General features: G+C 42.6%; 19 protein-coding genes. 4 read left to right on the top strand and 15 right to left on the bottom strand.

Annotated features, from left to right (window positions below):
- The first annotated feature begins 52 nt into the window (after window positions 1-52).
- On the top strand, window positions 53-601 hold the full coding sequence (locus CU633_RS14985) for a biotin transporter BioY (RefSeq protein ID WP_374703377.1): 549 nt from the start codon (window positions 53-55) through the stop codon (window positions 599-601).
- Between the two features lie 53 nt (window positions 602-654).
- Here CU633_RS14985 and CU633_RS14980 read toward each other — a convergent pair whose 3' ends face one another.
- From CU633_RS14980 to CU633_RS14955, 6 genes are all read right to left on the bottom strand, one after another.
- Window positions 655-972, bottom strand: coding sequence for a hypothetical protein (locus tag CU633_RS14980; protein WP_101661399.1), 318 nt, complete (start codon window positions 970-972; stop codon window positions 655-657).
- A gap of 184 nt (window positions 973-1,156) precedes the next feature.
- The gene (locus CU633_RS14975; RefSeq protein ID WP_257958826.1) at window positions 1,157-1,819 is read right to left on the bottom strand and encodes a GNAT family N-acetyltransferase; all 663 of its coding nucleotides are present in this window, start codon (window positions 1,817-1,819) and stop codon (window positions 1,157-1,159) included.
- Complete coding sequence (locus CU633_RS14970) at window positions 1,819-2,022, bottom strand: DUF6501 family protein (protein WP_101661398.1); 204 nt, start codon at window positions 2,020-2,022, stop codon at window positions 1,819-1,821. Before CU633_RS14970 ends, CU633_RS14975 begins: the two co-directional genes overlap by 1 nt.
- Before the next feature lie 83 nt (window positions 2,023-2,105).
- Window positions 2,106-2,972, bottom strand: coding sequence for a gamma-glutamylcyclotransferase (locus CU633_RS14965; RefSeq protein WP_257958823.1), 867 nt, complete (start codon window positions 2,970-2,972; stop codon window positions 2,106-2,108).
- Window positions 2,973-3,138: 166 nt separating this feature from the next.
- Entirely contained in the window at window positions 3,139-4,791 is a 1,653-nt protein-coding gene (locus CU633_RS14960) for an AMP-binding protein (RefSeq protein WP_101661397.1), read from the bottom strand.
- A gap of 154 nt (window positions 4,792-4,945) precedes the next feature.
- On the bottom strand, window positions 4,946-5,344 hold the full coding sequence (locus tag CU633_RS14955; protein ID WP_101661396.1) for a secondary thiamine-phosphate synthase enzyme YjbQ: 399 nt from the start codon (window positions 5,342-5,344) through the stop codon (window positions 4,946-4,948).
- 298 nt (window positions 5,345-5,642) lie between these two features.
- Between CU633_RS14955 and sda the strand changes: the two genes are divergently transcribed.
- Window positions 5,643-5,777: a sporulation histidine kinase inhibitor Sda gene (gene sda, locus CU633_RS14950; protein ID WP_101661395.1), complete on the top strand. Its 135-nt coding sequence runs from the start codon at window positions 5,643-5,645 to the stop codon at window positions 5,775-5,777.
- 100 nt (window positions 5,778-5,877) lie between these two features.
- Here the strand turns inward: sda and odhB are convergent, their stop codons facing one another.
- From odhB to CU633_RS14935, 3 genes are all read right to left on the bottom strand, one after another.
- Window positions 5,878-7,143, bottom strand: coding sequence for a 2-oxoglutarate dehydrogenase complex dihydrolipoyllysine-residue succinyltransferase (gene odhB / locus CU633_RS14945; RefSeq protein ID WP_101661394.1), 1,266 nt, complete (start codon window positions 7,141-7,143; stop codon window positions 5,878-5,880).
- A 1-nt stretch (window position 7,144) separates the two neighbouring features.
- A complete protein-coding gene (gene sucA / locus CU633_RS14940) occupies window positions 7,145-9,997 on the bottom strand; it encodes a 2-oxoglutarate dehydrogenase E1 component (protein WP_101661393.1) in 2,853 nt (950 codons plus the stop codon).
- Window positions 9,998-10,340: 343 nt separating this feature from the next.
- Window positions 10,341-10,577 carry a hypothetical protein gene (locus CU633_RS14935; RefSeq protein ID WP_101661392.1) on the bottom strand — a complete coding sequence of 79 codons (237 nt, stop codon included), beginning with the start codon at window positions 10,575-10,577 and terminating at the stop codon, window positions 10,341-10,343.
- A 142-nt stretch (window positions 10,578-10,719) separates the two neighbouring features.
- Here CU633_RS14935 and CU633_RS14930 point away from each other — a divergent pair, with 142 nt between their 5' ends.
- Window positions 10,720-10,878, top strand: coding sequence for a LamB/YcsF family protein (locus CU633_RS14930; protein WP_101661391.1), 159 nt, complete (start codon window positions 10,720-10,722; stop codon window positions 10,876-10,878).
- A gap of 50 nt (window positions 10,879-10,928) precedes the next feature.
- Here the strand turns inward: CU633_RS14930 and CU633_RS22895 are convergent, their stop codons facing one another.
- From CU633_RS22895 to CU633_RS14915, 4 genes are all read right to left on the bottom strand, one after another.
- Window positions 10,929-11,069, bottom strand: coding sequence for a hypothetical protein (locus tag CU633_RS22895; protein WP_180954978.1), 141 nt, complete (start codon window positions 11,067-11,069; stop codon window positions 10,929-10,931).
- Between the two features lie 105 nt (window positions 11,070-11,174).
- Entirely contained in the window at window positions 11,175-13,355 is a 2,181-nt protein-coding gene (locus CU633_RS14925; RefSeq protein ID WP_101661390.1) for a beta-propeller domain-containing protein, read from the bottom strand.
- 216 nt (window positions 13,356-13,571) lie between these two features.
- Window positions 13,572-14,054, bottom strand: a complete 483-nt coding sequence (locus CU633_RS14920) for a spore coat protein (protein WP_101661389.1) — start codon at window positions 14,052-14,054, stop codon at window positions 13,572-13,574.
- A 104-nt stretch (window positions 14,055-14,158) separates the two neighbouring features.
- Entirely contained in the window at window positions 14,159-14,722 is a 564-nt protein-coding gene (locus tag CU633_RS14915; RefSeq protein WP_101661388.1) for a hypothetical protein, read from the bottom strand.
- Window positions 14,723-15,073: 351 nt separating this feature from the next.
- On the opposite strand from CU633_RS14915, the gene CU633_RS14910 reads away from it, so the two are divergent.
- A complete protein-coding gene (locus CU633_RS14910; RefSeq protein WP_101661387.1) occupies window positions 15,074-15,919 on the top strand; it encodes a dimethylarginine dimethylaminohydrolase family protein in 846 nt (281 codons plus the stop codon).
- Window positions 15,920-15,976: 57 nt separating this feature from the next.
- Here the strand turns inward: CU633_RS14910 and CU633_RS14905 are convergent, their stop codons facing one another.
- Window positions 15,977-16,369, bottom strand: coding sequence for a thiol-disulfide oxidoreductase DCC family protein (locus CU633_RS14905; RefSeq protein WP_101661386.1), 393 nt, complete (start codon window positions 16,367-16,369; stop codon window positions 15,977-15,979).
- Between the two features lie 160 nt (window positions 16,370-16,529).
- Window positions 16,530-17,054, bottom strand: a complete 525-nt coding sequence (locus tag CU633_RS14900) for an RNA polymerase sigma factor (protein WP_101661385.1) — start codon at window positions 17,052-17,054, stop codon at window positions 16,530-16,532.

The following is a 17,054-nucleotide window of genomic DNA, read 5'->3' as shown; positions in this document are numbered from 1 at the left end:
GTTAACAAAAGGAGATGAAGCATTGTCTAAACAACAAGTAAAACTTAGGATGATGATTGTGACTGCCTTGTTTGCTGCTGTGATTGGCATTCTCGCGCAAATTACGATTCCGCTGCCGTTGGTACCGATTACCGGGCAAACTTTGGCGATTGGATTGGCAGCAACGATCCTCGGGGCGAGATTTGGGACATTATCGGTCATACTTTATCTGATTATTGGGGCGGTTGGAGTCCCTGTTTATGCTGAATTTTCGGGTGGAGCATCCGTACTGGTCGGGCCAACCGGCGGTTATTTAGTCGGGTTTGTCCCAACCGCATTTCTAATTGGGTTTATTCTTGAGAAGACATCCTTCACTTTTAAAAATGCGATGATTGCCAATAGTTTAGGGATGGTTGTGACATTAATTTTCGGGACGGTTTGGCTAAAAATTGCGGCTGGGCTTACATGGACAGCTGCTCTTGCTGGAGGCTTTACGCCGTTTATTATTGTCGGCCTTATTAAAGCAGCGCTTGCTTCCTGGATCGGAGTTCTCGTCAGAAACCGGCTTCAGTCAGCTAATCTGCTGATCCTCGATCAGGCGGAAATAACGAAAACGAGTTAATAAAAGCACCTGGCAGTCTATGTTGCTGTCAGGTGCAAGTATTTAAAGCCTTTTTAAGCGATGTCAAATGTTTTTTTATATTCCGGTTCACAGTTAACACAAACATATTCATCATTTTCTGTCAGAATAGTATCTGCTTCATTGTACTCGATTCCGCAAAATGAACACTTGACCATTTCTTCTTCGTAATGCTCGGCGAATTCTGGTGCCGGACTATGATACTTAATTTCTTCGACCCATATTCCGGTTGTATGCTTCAGCTCGTTCTCCAAATATCTTTGAGCTTCCTCGGCTGTTTCCCAAACACCAAAATCCCAAAGAAGCTCATTTCCGTTGCCCGGATTTGTCATCAACCCATAAACCTTTCTCATATGCGTTATCCCCTCTCATCATTTTTCGGATTTAAAGGCTTGAAGTTGAAAACGTTTGTTTATTCATATCCGTTTTTCGGACTGCTCAAACCATCGGTAGAAAAACCAGTTGTCCAATTGGAACAAAAGTAACAAAAACGCCTGCTCTCATTTCAGAGCGGGCGCTTCATTTTACACTGGCATTCTATTTAAGCTTTTCAAGCAGCTTTTTCTTAACGTCCGGCCACTCTTCGTTAAGAATACTGAAATATACTGAATCCCTTGCAAAATTATTTCTAATAATCCTGTCCTTGCGGAGAGTCCCTTCCTTTACAGCTCCTAAACGGGCGATTGCCTGCTGGGAGCGAACATTGCGGGCATCTGTTTTAAATTGCACCCTGTTTAATCCCCATTTTCCAAAAGCATGCTGCAGCAGCAAGTATTTGCTTTCAGTATTGATTCTTGTTCTCCACACTGACGGATGATACCAGGTCCAACCGATTTCAAGGCTTTTATTAACCTCGGAAATATCCAAAAAACGTGTGCTCCCGACAATTGCCCCATCGGAGACGCTTACGACCGCAAATGGATATTGAATGCCCTTCTCGCGCTCCTGGATGGCGGATGCAACAACTGCTTCCATTTCTTCTTTTGACCTGACAGCGGTTGCCATATACGTCCAAATCTCCTCCGGTTCACCGGCCCTCCATAATGCGTCTGCGTCGGTCAGTTTTAATGGAACAAGCCTGACTGCGTCTCCTTCTAAACTAAACAATTCATTCCATAACGGCATCTGGAGCGTCTCCCCTTTTATATAAAGTGTTGCAATGAATAAAGACAGCAGCCACCGCCACTGTCTTAAAATCATTAAACTTCCTGGAAATATTCTTTATAAAAACCGCCGACTTTACCTGTGTTGTCAACGATAAAATAAAATTCCCCGGTTTCATTTTTAACATCGTAAGTCTTTCCTGCAGTGAGGGCACGATTGACAATATATTTTTTGGCGTCAGTATGCACACATTTCACTTTTTTCAATGTATCTCGATTATTCCAGGTTTGATGGATCATGATCTAAGCCACTCCTTCAGGTTATTCTCCATACAGTATAATGAACAAAGGCGAAGCGTGGCAAGTTTATTTAAGGTCCATATTTATATCGTTTTGAGCAATCCAAGACGGTACAGTTCGCTTTCAAGCTTTTGGTAATACTCTGTGCTTAACCGCCCTTTTGAGCCTCTAAGAATCTCAACCGCATAATGGACAGGTGGGGCAAGCTCCTCCTTTTTGTTGTAAACATGAAAGGTAAGAACGTTAGTCAAAAGTTTTTCGCCAACTTTTATATCAACAAAGGCTGGCCTGTACCAGCCGCCCCGGAACCCTTCGCGCCTGAATAAATAATCGGCAGCTTCAAACGGAACATCATATACAATCCCTTCCGTGACCCCGCCATCCTCGATAATATCCGCCCGTCCGCCATCTGGTCTGGCAAATAGATATTTCATCGAGTAACCGTCAAGAATTCCCGAACCCTTCACTTTCGTAAAAAGATGGCCGACCCCTGCTTTTTGAAATCGTTCTGTATCCATACAGGAACCGTATGCAAAATAAAAAAAGGTTTCAGGCTGTTCCTGCAAAAATCGATAAAGCTTCCAATCACCATCCAAGATCGGCTCGCCAAGCATATCCATTCTTTCGGAGATGTATATATAAGCATCTACCGTCCCTTTATCGGTATGAACGGTTTGAATGACCCGCTCATACAGATTGTCCTTGGCGCCCTCAACAAAACCCTCCAATTGGTCCACCTCTTTTAATTGCTCAGCGGTTATTTCAAATATCTCTCCGTATGTTTTTGATTCAAGTGAAGGCTTTACGGCCGGATAGCCAAGGCCTGTATCATAAAGTTCACCATAAACCCAGCCCTGCTCAGCAATACACTTGCTCCCTTCGATATAAATGTGGTTGTCCTCGTGCTTTCTTAATGTTCCATACACAAAAATCTTGATCATGTCTGTCATCTTTGCGGTTCCTTCTCTCTTCATTTCTAAATATTAAAAAACTGTATGAGTATATTGTATAAGAAAAACAGAATTTTTTCACAAAAAAGAAAAAAACAGCAGTGGTGCTGTTTTTGTTGTAAGGTTACTGACACCTTGAATACAGGCAATTCTTGATCTTCCTGTTCTAACATGTTAAATTATTTTCTTCCAATCGTTGTCTGGCCTGTTCCCGCAAGCGGAATTTTTGGATTTTCCCGGATGCTGTCATCGGATAGGCTTTCGTAAACTCGATATAACGGGGAATCTTGTGACGGGAGATTTTGCCCCGGCAAAAGGCGCGAAGCTCCTCAGCCGTACATATTTCCCCTTCTTTTAAAATAACCCATGCCATCACTTCCTCACCGAATAAGGGATCCGGGACACCAATCACCTGAACATCAAGAACCTTCGGGTGGCTGTAGAGAAATTCCTCGATCTCACGCGGGTAAATATTTTCGCCTCCCCTGATGATCATATCCTTCAACCGGCCGGTTATCCTGCAGTAGCCGTTCTCATCCATGATGGCTAAATCACCAGTATGAAGCCAGCCTTCTTCGTCAATCACTTCCTTTGTAGCCTGGGGATTTTTATAATAGCCCTTCATCACATGGTATCCTCTTGTGCAAAGCTCGCCCTGCGAGCCCCTTGGAAGTTCCTTGCTGGTTCCGGGCTCGACAATTTTCACCTCGACGGATGGAAGCGCCCGGCCTACCGTTTCTACCCGAAGCTCGATCGGGTCGTCTGTCCTTGTTTGGGTAATAACCGGAGAAGACTCTGTTTGCCCATATGCAATCGTAATTTCACGTGCACCCATTTTTTCAATCACTGCCTTCATGACCTCAATCGGACAGTTCGATCCAGCCATAATTCCGGTCCGCAACGAACGAAGATCATATCTTTCAAAATCGGGATCATTGAGTTCCGCAATAAACATCGTGGGTACACCGTGCAAACCGGTACACCTTTCCGCTTCAACGGTTTTCAGGACGGTTTTTGGATTAAATTCTTGAACCGGGACGATCGTCGCCCCGACCGATACACATGCCAGTGTTCCAAGGACGCAGCCAAAACAGTGAAAAAAGGGCACGGGAATACAGAGGCGGTCCTCTTTCGTCAGCTTCATACAATTGGCAATGTTATAAGCGTTATTGACGATGTTATTATGCGTGAGCATGACTCCTTTTGGAAAACCAGTCGTACCCGATGTGTACTGCATATTAATTACATCATCGGGGTGGAGGCTGTTGAGACGTTCATTTAGCTGGGTTTCAGGCACTTCTTCTGCGAGTTCGAGTAAATCGGACCAGCTGTATGTACCGGGGTAGCGATTTTCGCCCAAAACAATGACATTTTTTAAAAAAGGCAGCCGGCTGCTTTTGAGATTGCCTGGTTGTGAATTTTTGAGCTCGGGAACAATTTCGTAAAGCATGTCGAGGTAGGAAGAATCTTTGTATTTTTCCATGAGGATGATGGTCGTGGAGTCTGATTGCTTTAATAAGTATTCAAGCTCGGAAGTCTGGTAGTTCGTATTCACCGTTACGAGGACGGCGCCCATTTTTCCGGTTGCAAACTGGCAGGCAAGCCATTCCGGCGTATTCGTAGACCAAACAGCAATATTTTCGCCCTTATCAAGGCCGAGTTTCATTAGCCCTTTTGCAACCTTGCGGCAATAATCATTAAATTGCCTGTAAGTCAGGCGCAAGCCGCGGTCAGCATAAACGACCGCTTCGTGATCGGGATGAGCATGTGCTTTTTCTTCTAATAAATGACCAACCGTTTTCGTTAATAACTCCGCCATGGAAAGCTCCTCCTTAGCAAATATCTAATTAATTAAGCAAACGCTTACAATGAATCATACCACGTTTGTTAGAAAATTCAAACTTCTTTATTATTAAAAATCCCATTAAAGAACCACTGCCTTATTACTGCAGTGGCTTCATATTTCAACTATTTTAGCCGGTTACTTTTACATAAAAGTTTCTTGTTCTTGGCCCGTCAAATTCACAAAAATAAATACCCTGCCAGCGGCCGAGGAGAAGCTTGCCGTTTGTAATAATTACATGACTGGAAGCGCCAACCGTGCTTGCTTTCATGTGGGCGGCGGTGTTTCCTTCATCATGGCGATCCAATGTATGATTCCATGGGTAAGTTTCATCAAAGCGGCGGATCATATCCCTTTTTACATCAGGATCCGCATTTTCATTGATCGTAATCCCTGCTGTCGTATGCGGGCAATAAATGATTGCGGTTCCTTCCCTTACGCCGGACTCCTCGACAAATTTGCCGACAATTCTGGTGATCTCATTCATTTCATCGCGATTGTTGGTTTCGATCGTAAACTGTTTTAGCATATACAATGCCCCTTTCTGGAAAATTGATCTGTATCCATATTAAGTTCTCTTTTATATTCAGTTTTCCCTTTCTTTTCGAGAGATGGGGACAAAAAAACAGCGAAATACGATTTGTTGGGGCAGAAATAATTCCCTCGATTACAAACAACATGCAATTGCCACTTTAAAATAACTCGTCCATTAGTACCTTTTTAAAAAAAGATACGAGATAACTCTTTTCAAATCTTAAAAAAACCTTTACAATTAATTAAAATTGAATATTGAGAATCCTTTAACTTACCGAGGAGGTACATGCAGAATGAAAATTATGAGTAATGAACAGTTGGTCGTCTCGTATCGTGATGCATTAAAGTCGGAAAAGGATAAGGACTGGGCAAAGATTTTAAAAGATGAAATTCAAAGACGTGGATTAAAGCCATTTAAAAACAGATGATTAAGAAGCCGTTTAGCATATTAGCTGAACGGCTTTATACATGTTAAATAAAAACAAAATAAGCCATGGCGCAGTCAGAACCTGGCCATGGCTTTATTCATTAACCTTCAAGAAGCAAGGATTCCGGGTCTTCGATCAGTTCTTTTATTTTGACAAGAAATGATACCGCTTCTTTGCCATCAACAATCCGATGGTCGTAGGAAAGCGCGATGTACATCATTGGCCGGTTTTCCGATTTTTCTGCATCAATTGCAACCGGACGGAGCTGGATTTTGTGCATGCCAAGGATGCCAACCTGTGGCCCGTTTAAAATTGGAGTGGACATCAACGAGCCGAACACCCCGCCATTTGTGATTGTAAATGTGCCGCCTTGTAAATCCTTCAAGGAAAGTTTATTGTTTTTTGCTTTATTGGCTAAATCCATAATATCCGCTTCGATCTCGGCAAAATTTTTCCGGTCAGCATCGCGGACAACCGGAACAACCAGTCCCTCTTCGGCTGCAACAGCAATGCCAATATCGTAAAACTTTTTAAGAACAATCTCATCGCCCTGAATTTCTGCGTTTAAAAGCGGGAACTTTTTAAGTGCTGCCACAGCTGCTTTTGTAAAGAAAGACATGAAGCCGAGGCGGACATCATTTTCTTCGAAAAACTGGTCCTTGCGGCGTTTGCGCAGGTCCATAACCGCTGTCATGTCGACCTCATTGAAAGTTGTCAGCATGGCGGCCGTTTGCTGTACTTCAACTAAACGATTGGCAATCGTCTGGCGCCGGCGTGACATCCGGATCCGCTCCACTTTCTTTCCATCCTCCGTTCCGCCGATGCTGGCTGCAGCCTGTTTTTGAACAGGCGAAGCTGCTTGCTGCGGCTTTGAAGCATTTGGATTAAATGATTCGACATCCTGTTTCCTTACCCGTCCCAGCGGGTCGACAGTCGGTACAGCGTTTAAATCGATTCCTTTTTCCCTGGCGATTTTTCGTGCTGCCGGAGAAGCGATCGGCCGCTGTTTGCTGTCCTGGTCCACAGCAGGCTCCGTCTTAATTGCTTCTGCTGTTACTTTCTCTGGCTGTTCAGCAGGCGCAGTTGCTTTTGCAGTTGGTTGTTCCGGTTGTGAAGGTGCTTCGGATTGTCCCCCTTCAGTGATCACGGCAATTACCGCGCCGACCTGGACGGTATCTCCTTCATTCGCCAGCACTTCTTTTAATACACCTTCATGCTCAGAAATAATTTCCACATTCACTTTATCGGTTTCCAGCTCAACTACATATTCTCCTTTTTTTACGTAGTCGCCCGGTTTTTTCAGCCATTGTGCGACCGTACCTTCCGTAATCGATTCCGCCAGTTCGGGAACAGTAATATCTGCCATTTTATAATCCCCCTTTTTCGTTCCGTGTTAATGCCTCTTCAATGATTCTCGCTTGTTCCTTCTTATGGACGTTCGGGTCTCCTTCAGCAGGGCTTGACCGGCGTCTCCGCCCAATATAGGAAACTTCAGTTGCCCCGGGTGCAATTTCATTGATACGTGGTTCAACAAAATTCCATGCCCCCATGTTTTTCGGTTCTTCTTGAACCCAGCATATTTCCTTCACGCGCGGGTAGCGGTCAAATATTTTCTTTAACTGCTCGAACGGGAATGGATAGATTTCTTCAAGCCGAATGATATGAAGCCAATCCATGTGGCTCGATGTTTTCAGCTTTTCGGTGAGATCAATGCTTACTTTTCCAGAGCATAAAACAATCCTCTCCACCTTTTCAGTGTTCATTCCAAGGCCGGGCTGCTGGATAACTGATTTAAATTCGCCTTCGCTAAACTCGCTGGCGCTTGATGCGACCAGCGGATTGCGAAGCAGGCTTTTCGGTGTCATGATGACAAGCGGGCGGACTTCTTCCTTGTTAAGAATCGCTGCCTGCCTTCTTAAAATATGAAAATATTGAGCTGCTGTTGTTAGGTTTGCAACGGTCCAGTTATTTTCGGCAGAAAGAGTCAGGAACCGCTCAACCCTGCCGCTTGAATGTTCAGGACCCTGTCCTTCGTATCCATGCGGAAGCAGCATCACCAGCCCGGATTTTTGACCCCATTTTGCCCGGCCCGCCGCAATAAATTGATCAAATAACACTTGGGCGGCGTTGGCGAAATCTCCGTATTGGGCCTCCCAAAGAACCAGTGTTTCAGGGGCGAAGACGTTATAGCCATATTCGAACCCGACAACCGCTGCTTCGGAAAGCGGGCTATTATGAACGGCAAAGGATGCCTGTGCCGATGATAGTTGATGGAGCGGCGAGTACACATTGCCTGAAATGCTGTCATGAAGGACGAGATGGCGATGGGCAAAAGTGCCCCGCTCAGAATCCTGGCCCGTCATTCTGACAGGAGTTCCATCCGAAATAATCGATGCAAATGCAAGTGTCTCGGCGAGAGCCCAATCTACTTTGCCATTATCGTCAAGCGCTTCGGTCCTTCTTTTTAAAATGCGGCCCAGCTTGTTGAAGACATTAAAATCTTCCGGCCATTCAAGAAGCTCCTGATTGATTCGATAAAGCTCATCCTTAGGGACAGCTGTATTGATTTTAGGAATGCCTTTTTCGACCGTTTCCGGAGGATTCATTTCATTGAGTGCCTGCTCTTTTTTCCCGGGAACTTTTTCATATGCCTCTTGCAGGCGGTTAAGTATCTGCGCTTCATATTCACGCCGTTGTTCATCCGTTAAGATTCCCTCGTCAGCGAGCTTTTTAGCATATAATTCTTTGGCGGTCGGATGCTTGTCAATGATGGTATACATCAACGGATTTGTGGTCATCGGTTCATCCATTTCGTTGTGTCCATAACGGCGGTATCCAATCAAATCTATTAAAAAATCCTTGTTGAACTCCGCCCTGTATTCGGCAGCGAGCTTGGCCGCACATAGACAGGCTTCCGGATCATCGGCATTTACATGCAAAATCGGAATCTCATATCCTTTGGCAAGATCACTTGCATATCTTGTTGAACGGGAATCAATCGATTCGGTCGTAAATCCGATCGTATTGTTGGCGATAATATGGATGGTCCCGCCTGTTTTATAGCCTGATAATCCGCTTAAATTTAATGTTTCAGCCACAATTCCCTGGCCGGGAAATGCTGCATCACCGTGAATAAGGATCGCGAGAGCAGAAGCCGGATCGTAATTTGGATAGCCTTTTTCCGAGCGCGTATCCTGTGCCGCTCTTGTGAAGCCTTCGACTACTGAACCGACGTACTCAAGATGGCTCGGATTGTTTGCAAGCGTAATTCTTGCTTTAACTGTACTTTCTTCGGTGATTTGACGATCAAGGCCGAGATGGTATTTTACATCACCTGTCCAGCCGTAATTGATGCCGATCGAACCTTCAGAAGGGACGAGCTCTTTATTGGGTGCATGCTGAAATTCAGCAAATATCGCTTCGTAAGGCTTGCACAGAACATGGGCCAGAACATTGAGCCGTCCCCTGTGAGCCATCCCGATATTGATCGTTTTTGCGCCATCTTGGACCCCTTCTGAAATGATTTCATCAAGGAGCGGAACCATTGAATCAAGACCTTCAATTGAAAATCGTTTTTGCCCGACAAAGGTTCTGTGCAGGAATTTTTCAAATTCTTCAACCTCGGCTAACCACTTCCAGAGGGATTTGCGCTTTTCGTTTGAAAAAGCAGGCAGCAATGAGCCCGTTTCCGCCTTTTTACGAAGCCAATTCTTTTCTTTCATGTTTGCTACATGATGAAATTCAAAAGCAATTGAACCAGTATACACTTCTTTTAAGTAGTTGATCGCCTCAAGTCCATTTTGGATATGGCCGGGAGCATCCGGACAAACAACCGCTGCTGGAACCGCCCGCAAATCAAGCTCGCTCAACCCGTAATGGGATGGCTCGATTAAATCCTTGATCGGTTCATGGTCGTTTAACGGATAAATTTGCGCGGCTAAATGCCCGTAAGCGCGAATGTTATCGGCGAGGCGGACAGCAGCAAGTGTGGATTCAAGCTGTTTGAATGAAGGCTGAACTGCTGTTTCATTTTTTTTGACATCAACAACAGTCGAATTCGCCGCTGCAGGAGAACCCCATCGTTCAAAGTATGCTTTCATTTCCGGATCTACTGAATCCGGGTCTTCTTGAAACTGTTCGTATAATTCAATGACATAGCCAAGGTTTGGGCCATGGAATCCCTGCCAGACAGGGTCCTGCCCTGCTGATGGCTTTTTCATGAGAAATACCCCCAACTTGTAATTTACTAAAACAGCATGTTTCATCCTCTCTGCTTATACCCTTTTTGAACTTGAATAATTAATTGAATAATAATATTTTTCAGAGGATAAACCGTTTTCAAAGCAATTTTATCATGCTGGGATTCATTCTACAAAGATTTTAAACGTACATATAGTGAAAACTAAATATTTTTATAAAAGGTTAAATTTATATTGAAATAAGAATCATACGATTTTTACAGACTATGAATGTAAAGAAACGCTGACAATGCAGGATACCTATAACACTTTTTTCAAATAAAAAAAGCCCCGCATGCATTGTTAAGCAGCGAGACCCTTTCTTTTAAAAAAACTCTATTCCATTGATAAAAAATTTTCTTGAGAATGAAAAATTGTTTCGCTCTTCTTGGAACATAACGCCCTTCATTTCGTCGGTTTGAATGGGAAATTCTAAAAGTTCATCCTTTATCGCTTTTGGGGAAGATGCTGCTAAACCAAACATTTCAATTCCGTCTCCGCTTGCATAAGCATAAATTTCGTTGCAATCTGAGTAAAGATGCAGGCAGTTTTTAAGCTCCATCTAACTTCCCCCCAATTGTTGATGTTATCTTTATTATAATGGGAAAATTCAGATTTTTGGCATGATTTTTTTTACAATTTTATTACAGACCTTGAAACATCATTGCCAGGTACGCGAACTTTAATAAGAATAAGTCATTCAAATGATCAAAGAAAAGAAAGTAATGACTCCGGAAGGAAAAGAAATCCCGATACAGGCAGACACAATTTGTATTCACGGGGATGGGCCGAGGGCTGTTGAGTTCGCAGAGTTAATTTTTCAGTCATTAACGGCTGAGGGGATTTCGATCTCGGCAACATGAATGCATAAAAAGAGGCGTTCTCGAAAGATGAGAATGCCTCTTTGAAAAACTTACTCATATTGCCCGCCTTCTTTGGCTTCTGCTCTCATTCGCTCTTCTTCTTCTTCGACACTTATCCTTGTTATTTCTTCGATAAGATAATGCTGAATTTGATCCAATTGTTGCTGCGAAAATTCTTTCTTCATGTCCATCTTGATCACCTCATAGTTAATATGGGGGCGTTTGGCATATTTTATGATGGATATTTTGTTCACATGTTTAAAAACTGAACTTTTCAAATACTATTCACAACATAGTTACTGATTCAGCAGCAATTCTCCCTGGAGATTGAATGTTTGTAAATCGTGTGCCGTTATTTTCGAAGGCGAGAGAGCATAAAGGCTGTTGTCGATATAAACCAGCCTTTCGATACTATTGGACCATTCTTCATAAACCTGTTTATTAGAACTGTGGGTTATTTTCGACTTCAGTGCAAAGCCGTTGGTTGAATCAATATGATACACATACGCTCCCTGAAACTCGTAGTTTTGCGCAACTTCTTTCCCCTCTATATCAGAATATACGGTAATTGGAAATGCAAATAAATTTTTGCCGCGATCGTATAGCAGTGCCTTATGGTCATGATTGAGTGGCGAATATGTGCCGCTTCCACCAATGATTTCTGTGAATTTTTCCTTAGGACTGGCGACATCGCTTACATCAAAGAGAGAGATTTTCACGCCCTTTGTTGTTACTCTTGGCTCAGATGTTGATGTAAATCCTTTAACCAGTTCTGTATCTTGCCCAAAGCCAATGATATGGTTTTCATCATATGGATGCAAATAATTACTGAAACCGGGAATTTTTAATTCACCGAGCACCTTTGGAGCCTTCGGGTTTGCTGCATCAATTACAAACAGTGGATCTACTTGCTTAAATGTAACGATGTAAATACGTTCCCCGATAAATCGTGTTGAATATATTCGCTCGCCTCTCGCTAGATCCTTCAATTCTCCTATGCGCTGGAGATTTGCATCTAAAACATAAAGATGATTGGCTGAAGGCTGTTCGTCATTCCAGGAATTTCCTTTTGTTGTTGCCACACGCAAATTCCCTTCATACTCGTCCATCGCAAACTGGTTTAATATCGTCCCTTCGATCTCGGCAGAACTATGAAAGGCAACATTCATCCCTTCAACTGATAACTTATAAATCGTCGTATCAGGTGAAAATATACTGCTTCGATCACGTTCAATGCTTGTGTAGTTGGGGACAGCCAGGTATAAATAATCATTGGACATGTATAGCTCCTGTCCGCTCCCTAAATAAGTGGTCATGGCCGCATCCTTTAAAGGGTCGGTCAAATCGATTGCAGCGATCGTATTGTAGTTTGTTTCGGCAGAGTCCGAAAAGTAGTGGATTTGATCATAATCGATACTGACAGGCTTTTCACTTACTGCTGTATCTCTGTATCTTGGCCGCAAATCGATCTTCTTGCCTTGTTCCAAAGTCCAGTAGTCAGGATAATGGCTGGCAATTAAATAAACGATCCCATTTGTTTTTCGTGACGACACGTACGAGCCTTCCAATTCCAGCTCCCTGAGTTTCGCCGGATTTTGCGGATCTTCAATATTGTAGATGATGAGCTTTGTCGATTGATACATTGGCACGATGCTGAGGTCTGCAGATGACTGGGACTTAGGCTGCCGCGGCATTTGTTGATAGCTTTGGCCAATAATGACCAAATGCTGATCTTCGACATACAGCTGGGATGGCATAAAAGAGCTGTCATATTCAAGAACTTTCTGCAGAATCATTTTATTAGCTGGAATAGCTTCAATGATTCTCACCTTCCCGTCAGAAATTTGGTAAATGTGTTTTCCATCCGTTTTTACAGTATCTCCCTCATCGATCCCTGCGACCTGGACGTTTGTCTCGGACACCGATTTTGCTGAGCTTTCTGTTTTAGCACTGTCTGCTGATAGCGTAGTATTCTCTTCAGTTGCATCGAAGGCAAGTGTTTGGCGATGATTTTTTTCCGTTTTGATTGCCTTCTTAAAATAGTCATCCAGTTTTTCCTTTGAACCGATCACAGGCAGTGTCTTGTTCACGACAAATGACAACTGCTTGCCGGAACTGAGCTTTCTGCCGCTCTTTGTTTTTATTCCGTCTAAAATATTGAGCGTATAAAATGGTATGTTAGAATCATAGCCTTGATCAGGCGGGCTAATATATACCGTTTGGCCGTCCGGCCCCAATTCTACATCCACTTCTTGCTTTTTACCTTGATCATCTGTCACATAAATCTGATTTCCGTCCAGGCTTGCCTCAGCAATCTTTTTCGAAAAAGATACCTTCCAAACCTTGTTTTTTAAAACAATTGGTCTTTCATCATATTGGTCCCAATCATTGACGATTTTAAGCTGGGTAAAATGCGCATAAACAGCTGCCCCTGCTATAAGGATCACCAAACCGGCAATCAACCATGTTTTCCGCATCAAATAACCCCCTTTATCTTTCTAGACGGCAAGCTTTGATAAATGGTTACAGGACTGTCAACCCGGAAAACAGAAAAAAGTGCGGCTGTCATTAATTCAGGCGTACTTTGCACGTTAATATATGAAAATTAAAGACGTTGCGGAAATTCAATTATATTCAACAATAAGAAGCTGCCAGGTGCTTTCTTGCGCACCTGGCAGCTTCTCCTCGGATGTTCAGTAACCTTTATTTATCGCATTTTGAGCCAGTTTTATATCATTCAACAACAACTGTTGCAAATTGTAAGCAGGATAATAACTGCGCTTATACATATAGTAAAACACTTGTGCGTGCCAGGCAATCGCAGCATTTAATTGTCTCACAAGCACTTCCCGTAAAGCAGGAGTCGCCGTTTCTGTAATGGCGATTGCATAATTGCGGACCGCAGTCTTGGCAGCTCCTAATAAATCTCCGGCGTAAAAACCGGTCTCCGCCCTCTCTTCCTGCTCTCTAAAGCCTGGTGCTGCCGGATAAAACTGCAATAGTTCCCGCAGATTTTTTTCAAGCGCTTTGATGGAAAAGGCATATAACTGTTTTAATTCATCATCCTTCACTTGCCGATAGTGCATCTTAATTCGGTTCAGTACGACAGCTTGATATGCAACTAATTCGTGTACTTCCAGTGTTTCATGCCAGGCCAGTCTTCGGATTTCCCGCATTCGTGTTTCCCTCCCGTAGCGTTATCACACTGACTACTTTATGTAGGCGGGAACATTGTGTGCATGGTTATTAAATCTATTGCAGACAGCCTGTTTCAAGAAAATTATTTAAAGCTTTTACCAGTCAAGTTCATGATCGCACGGCAAAATTTATTCCATTCTTTCGGAAAAGCCTGCAGTCCTCCGCTCGAGTATGTTGCTCCTTTTGTCTCAAGCTTTATGGACCAGCTGGTACCATCGAGAATCATTTCGTTGCGCTGGTAATCATGCTGCCAATCCCAAATCTTCATTTTGAACAATTCCTTCTTAAAATCTTCTACTCTGCCATACTTTTGTGGCAAATTATGTGCAGTCTGTGGATATTCGTTTGAAGTCCATTCAATATAAAAAAATGTATTCTTTTGAAAATTGATTTTCACCTTATACCACGGGCCCGGGTTGCGTCCAATTGAAGCCGTCATCGAAACGATTTCCTTATCAGGATTGATCGATACGATATCATCTTTAACCGAAAACAGATCCTTTTTTCGGCTAATCACAGACTTTATATGCGAAAGTTTAAGAGAATTCTCTCTCTCACCCTGGCTGCTCATTGCCTCAAGGATTGACGGAATTGACGCAGGACCGTTTTTTTCTATAATTTCAAGAATTTCTTCATACATATTCATGTTCATACTTCCTCATCTAAAAAGTTCAGTATTAATAAAATTTTTGGCATACATTCTGCTCTTTTTTCAACAGTCTATTTTGTCTCCATTCTAAATAAATGGAAGCTGATCCGAGCATGTGGAATTATTGTAGCTTCTACCAATTCAAAGTTTTTCGCATACCGTTTTTACATTTATAGTATAAGGTAAAAATGGTAGAAATGCTGTAATAAAATTCACTTTTTATTTAATTACTTTGGGTTTAACAGTAGCCAACGGCTTTATGTTTTTCTATTTCTATATATTCAATACTCATATCTCTTTTTTGTTTGGAAACATTAATCGTATTAACGATTATCGGGAGGATAGGACATGCCGTCACAACAACATAAATCCATCTGCAATAGTGAATATGACAAACTGCATACAGTTATCCTGTGCGAACCGCAACATATGACAATTAGAGAAGTGATCAACGAAACCCAAAAACATTTTAAAAATGAAGGTATTCATATAGAGCAGGCTTTGGAGCAGCACCGTAACTTTCTAATAAAATTGGAGGAACAAGGAGTAAACGTTGTTCTCCTGCCGGCACTCAAGAAGTTCCCCGAGCAAGTTTTCACACGCGATATCGGTTTTACGATCGGCCAAACTGTTTTTGTTGCGGAAATGGCCCATGACGTCCGAAAAGGTGAAGAAGACCTTTTAAGAGAATGGCTTGAACAGGAAGAAATCCCCTACTACCATTTATTAGGGGACGAAATTGAAGGGGGCGACGTCGTTATAGACCGCAACACTGTCTATATTGGTGTCAGCAACCGTACAAATTTAGCTGCCATCGAACATTTGCAAAGTTTGCTGACGAATTACGAAGTCATTGCCATTCCGTTTACCGAAAAATACCTTCACTTGGATTGTGTGTTTAATATCATCTCTCCCGAGGAAGCAATCATTTACCCCGGAGTTATTGAAAAAGAAAAAGAAGAACTGTTGCGATCCCGCTATGATTTAATAGAAATAACCGAAGACGAGCAGTTCACGCTTGGAACAAATGTGTTATCCATTGGCAATAAAAAAATTTTTAGCCTTCCTGTAAATAAACATGTTAACAGTGAGCTTCGAAAAAGAGGCTATGACGTCATTGAGGTTGATATTACCGAAATCATTAAATCTGGTGGTTCTTTTCGCTGCTGCACAATGCCCCTGATCCGTCAATAAATTGCACAAAAGTGGCATCCATTTTGGATTTCGCCACTTTTTTTGGTTTTAAATAGGCTACTCAAGAAACCTTTCCTTTATGCTTGCTGTCGGCAGCATACAGCTGTCTTGTTTACCGAACCACCTGTAGCGGTTATGTGCAATCCAATCGTACAAAAAGTTACGAATCGGCACTGGGACTAGTAACAGCAGGGCAAGCAGTTTCCCTCCTCCCTGCAGTTTACCGGCAATCCGTAATGCCGCAGAGGATTTGATATATACTTTTTGTTTTTCGATTAATACTATACTGTCAATGCCGTTATTGATGTTATTTTCTTTTAACAGCTTTTGACCGGCCTCACCTTGAATTGAGGCAAATTTAAAATATCCTTGTTGGTCCCGTTTTATAATAAATTGAACACTGCTGTTACATAGGTTGCAAACACCATCAAAAAGGATAATCGCGGCCATGATTCCACCTTCTTTAGCGAGTATCTGTATAACAGCTGCCGAAAAAGAATAACTTCTGTTGGTATCAGTTCTTTACAACAATATTGAGCCTGTGATCTTTAATTATAACTGGTGAAATAGGAAAAGGCACGGCTGTTATCTCAGCCATGCCTTTTCTTTTTTAAGCCGTATATCTTTCGGACAAAACAGCTTTTAAGTGCTTTCTCGTCCGGTACAGCCTTGTTTTCACCGTTGCCGGCTTGAGATCAAGCTGCTTGGCAATCTCCTCTTCCTTTAAACCCGAATTTACTTTTAACAGAAATATTGCTTGGTGTTCCGGCTTCAACGCTTTGATTTCCTGCTCAATGTCTTCTTTAAACAGGGAGAGCGCTACTTCCTGCTCAACATTATGATCTGATTCAAGTGCAAACAGCTCATTCTGCTGAACAATGGCCTCCAGTGAAACAGCAAGCCCTCTTGCTTCTTTGCGGATAAAATCAATTGCCGTTCTTGTCGCAATTGCTGATAACCAGGCTCCCAATTTTTCTTCATTGTGAATAGAATCACTTTTCAAGAAAGCTTTCAGATAAGTCTCCTGGACAACATCCTCGGCCGTATGAGCGTTTTTCGTGATATTTAAGGCTGTATAAAACAGCCGTTTATAGTACCGTGCAAATAAAAATTCAAAATTCGGCTGAGGCTCCAT

The sequence above is a fragment of the Bacillus sp. V3-13 genome, assembly GCF_002860165.1.
Classification (GTDB): Bacteria; Bacillota; Bacilli; order Bacillales; family Cytobacillaceae; genus Bacillus_BJ.
This window is presented reverse-complemented; position numbering and strand designations above follow the sequence as displayed.

Excerpts from the sequence above, each read along its gene's own strand:
- CU633_RS14900 (WP_101661385.1), bottom strand. The coding sequence starts at position 17,054 with ATGGAGCCTCAGCCGAATTTTGAATTTTTATTTGCACGGTACTATAAA.
- sucA (WP_101661393.1), bottom strand. The coding sequence starts at position 9,997 with ATGAAAAAGCCATCAGCAGGGCAGGACCCTGTCTGGCAGGGATTCCAT.
- CU633_RS14955 (WP_101661396.1), bottom strand. The coding sequence starts at position 5,344 with ATGCTAAAACAGTTTACGATCGAAACCAACAATCGCGATGAAATGAAT.
- CU633_RS14975 (WP_257958826.1), bottom strand. The coding sequence starts at position 1,819 with ATGATTTTAAGACAGTGGCGGTGGCTGCTGTCTTTATTCATTGCAACA.
- sda (WP_101661395.1), top strand. The coding sequence starts at position 5,643 with ATGAAAATTATGAGTAATGAACAGTTGGTCGTCTCGTATCGTGATGCA.
- odhB (WP_101661394.1), bottom strand. The coding sequence starts at position 7,143 with ATGGCAGATATTACTGTTCCCGAACTGGCGGAATCGATTACGGAAGGT.
- CU633_RS14925 (WP_101661390.1), bottom strand. The coding sequence starts at position 13,355 with ATGCGGAAAACATGGTTGATTGCCGGTTTGGTGATCCTTATAGCAGGG.
- CU633_RS14980 (WP_101661399.1), bottom strand. The coding sequence starts at position 972 with ATGAGAAAGGTTTATGGGTTGATGACAAATCCGGGCAACGGAAATGAG.
- CU633_RS14915 (WP_101661388.1), bottom strand. The coding sequence starts at position 14,722 with ATGAATATGTATGAAGAAATTCTTGAAATTATAGAAAAAAACGGTCCT.
- CU633_RS22895 (WP_180954978.1), bottom strand. The coding sequence starts at position 11,069 with ATGGACATGAAGAAAGAATTTTCGCAGCAACAATTGGATCAAATTCAG.
- CU633_RS14935 (WP_101661392.1), bottom strand. The coding sequence starts at position 10,577 with ATGGAGCTTAAAAACTGCCTGCATCTTTACTCAGATTGCAACGAAATT.
- CU633_RS14985 (WP_374703377.1), top strand. The coding sequence starts at position 53 with ATGATTGTGACTGCCTTGTTTGCTGCTGTGATTGGCATTCTCGCGCAA.
- CU633_RS14965 (WP_257958823.1), bottom strand. The coding sequence starts at position 2,972 with ATGACAGACATGATCAAGATTTTTGTGTATGGAACATTAAGAAAGCAC.
- CU633_RS14970 (WP_101661398.1), bottom strand. The coding sequence starts at position 2,022 with ATGATCCATCAAACCTGGAATAATCGAGATACATTGAAAAAAGTGAAA.
- CU633_RS14960 (WP_101661397.1), bottom strand. The coding sequence starts at position 4,791 with ATGGCGGAGTTATTAACGAAAACGGTTGGTCATTTATTAGAAGAAAAA.
- CU633_RS14930 (WP_101661391.1), top strand. The coding sequence starts at position 10,720 with ATGATCAAAGAAAAGAAAGTAATGACTCCGGAAGGAAAAGAAATCCCG.
- CU633_RS14905 (WP_101661386.1), bottom strand. The coding sequence starts at position 16,369 with ATGGCCGCGATTATCCTTTTTGATGGTGTTTGCAACCTATGTAACAGC.
- CU633_RS14920 (WP_101661389.1), bottom strand. The coding sequence starts at position 14,054 with ATGCGGGAAATCCGAAGACTGGCCTGGCATGAAACACTGGAAGTACAC.
- CU633_RS14910 (WP_101661387.1), top strand. The coding sequence starts at position 15,074 with ATGCCGTCACAACAACATAAATCCATCTGCAATAGTGAATATGACAAA.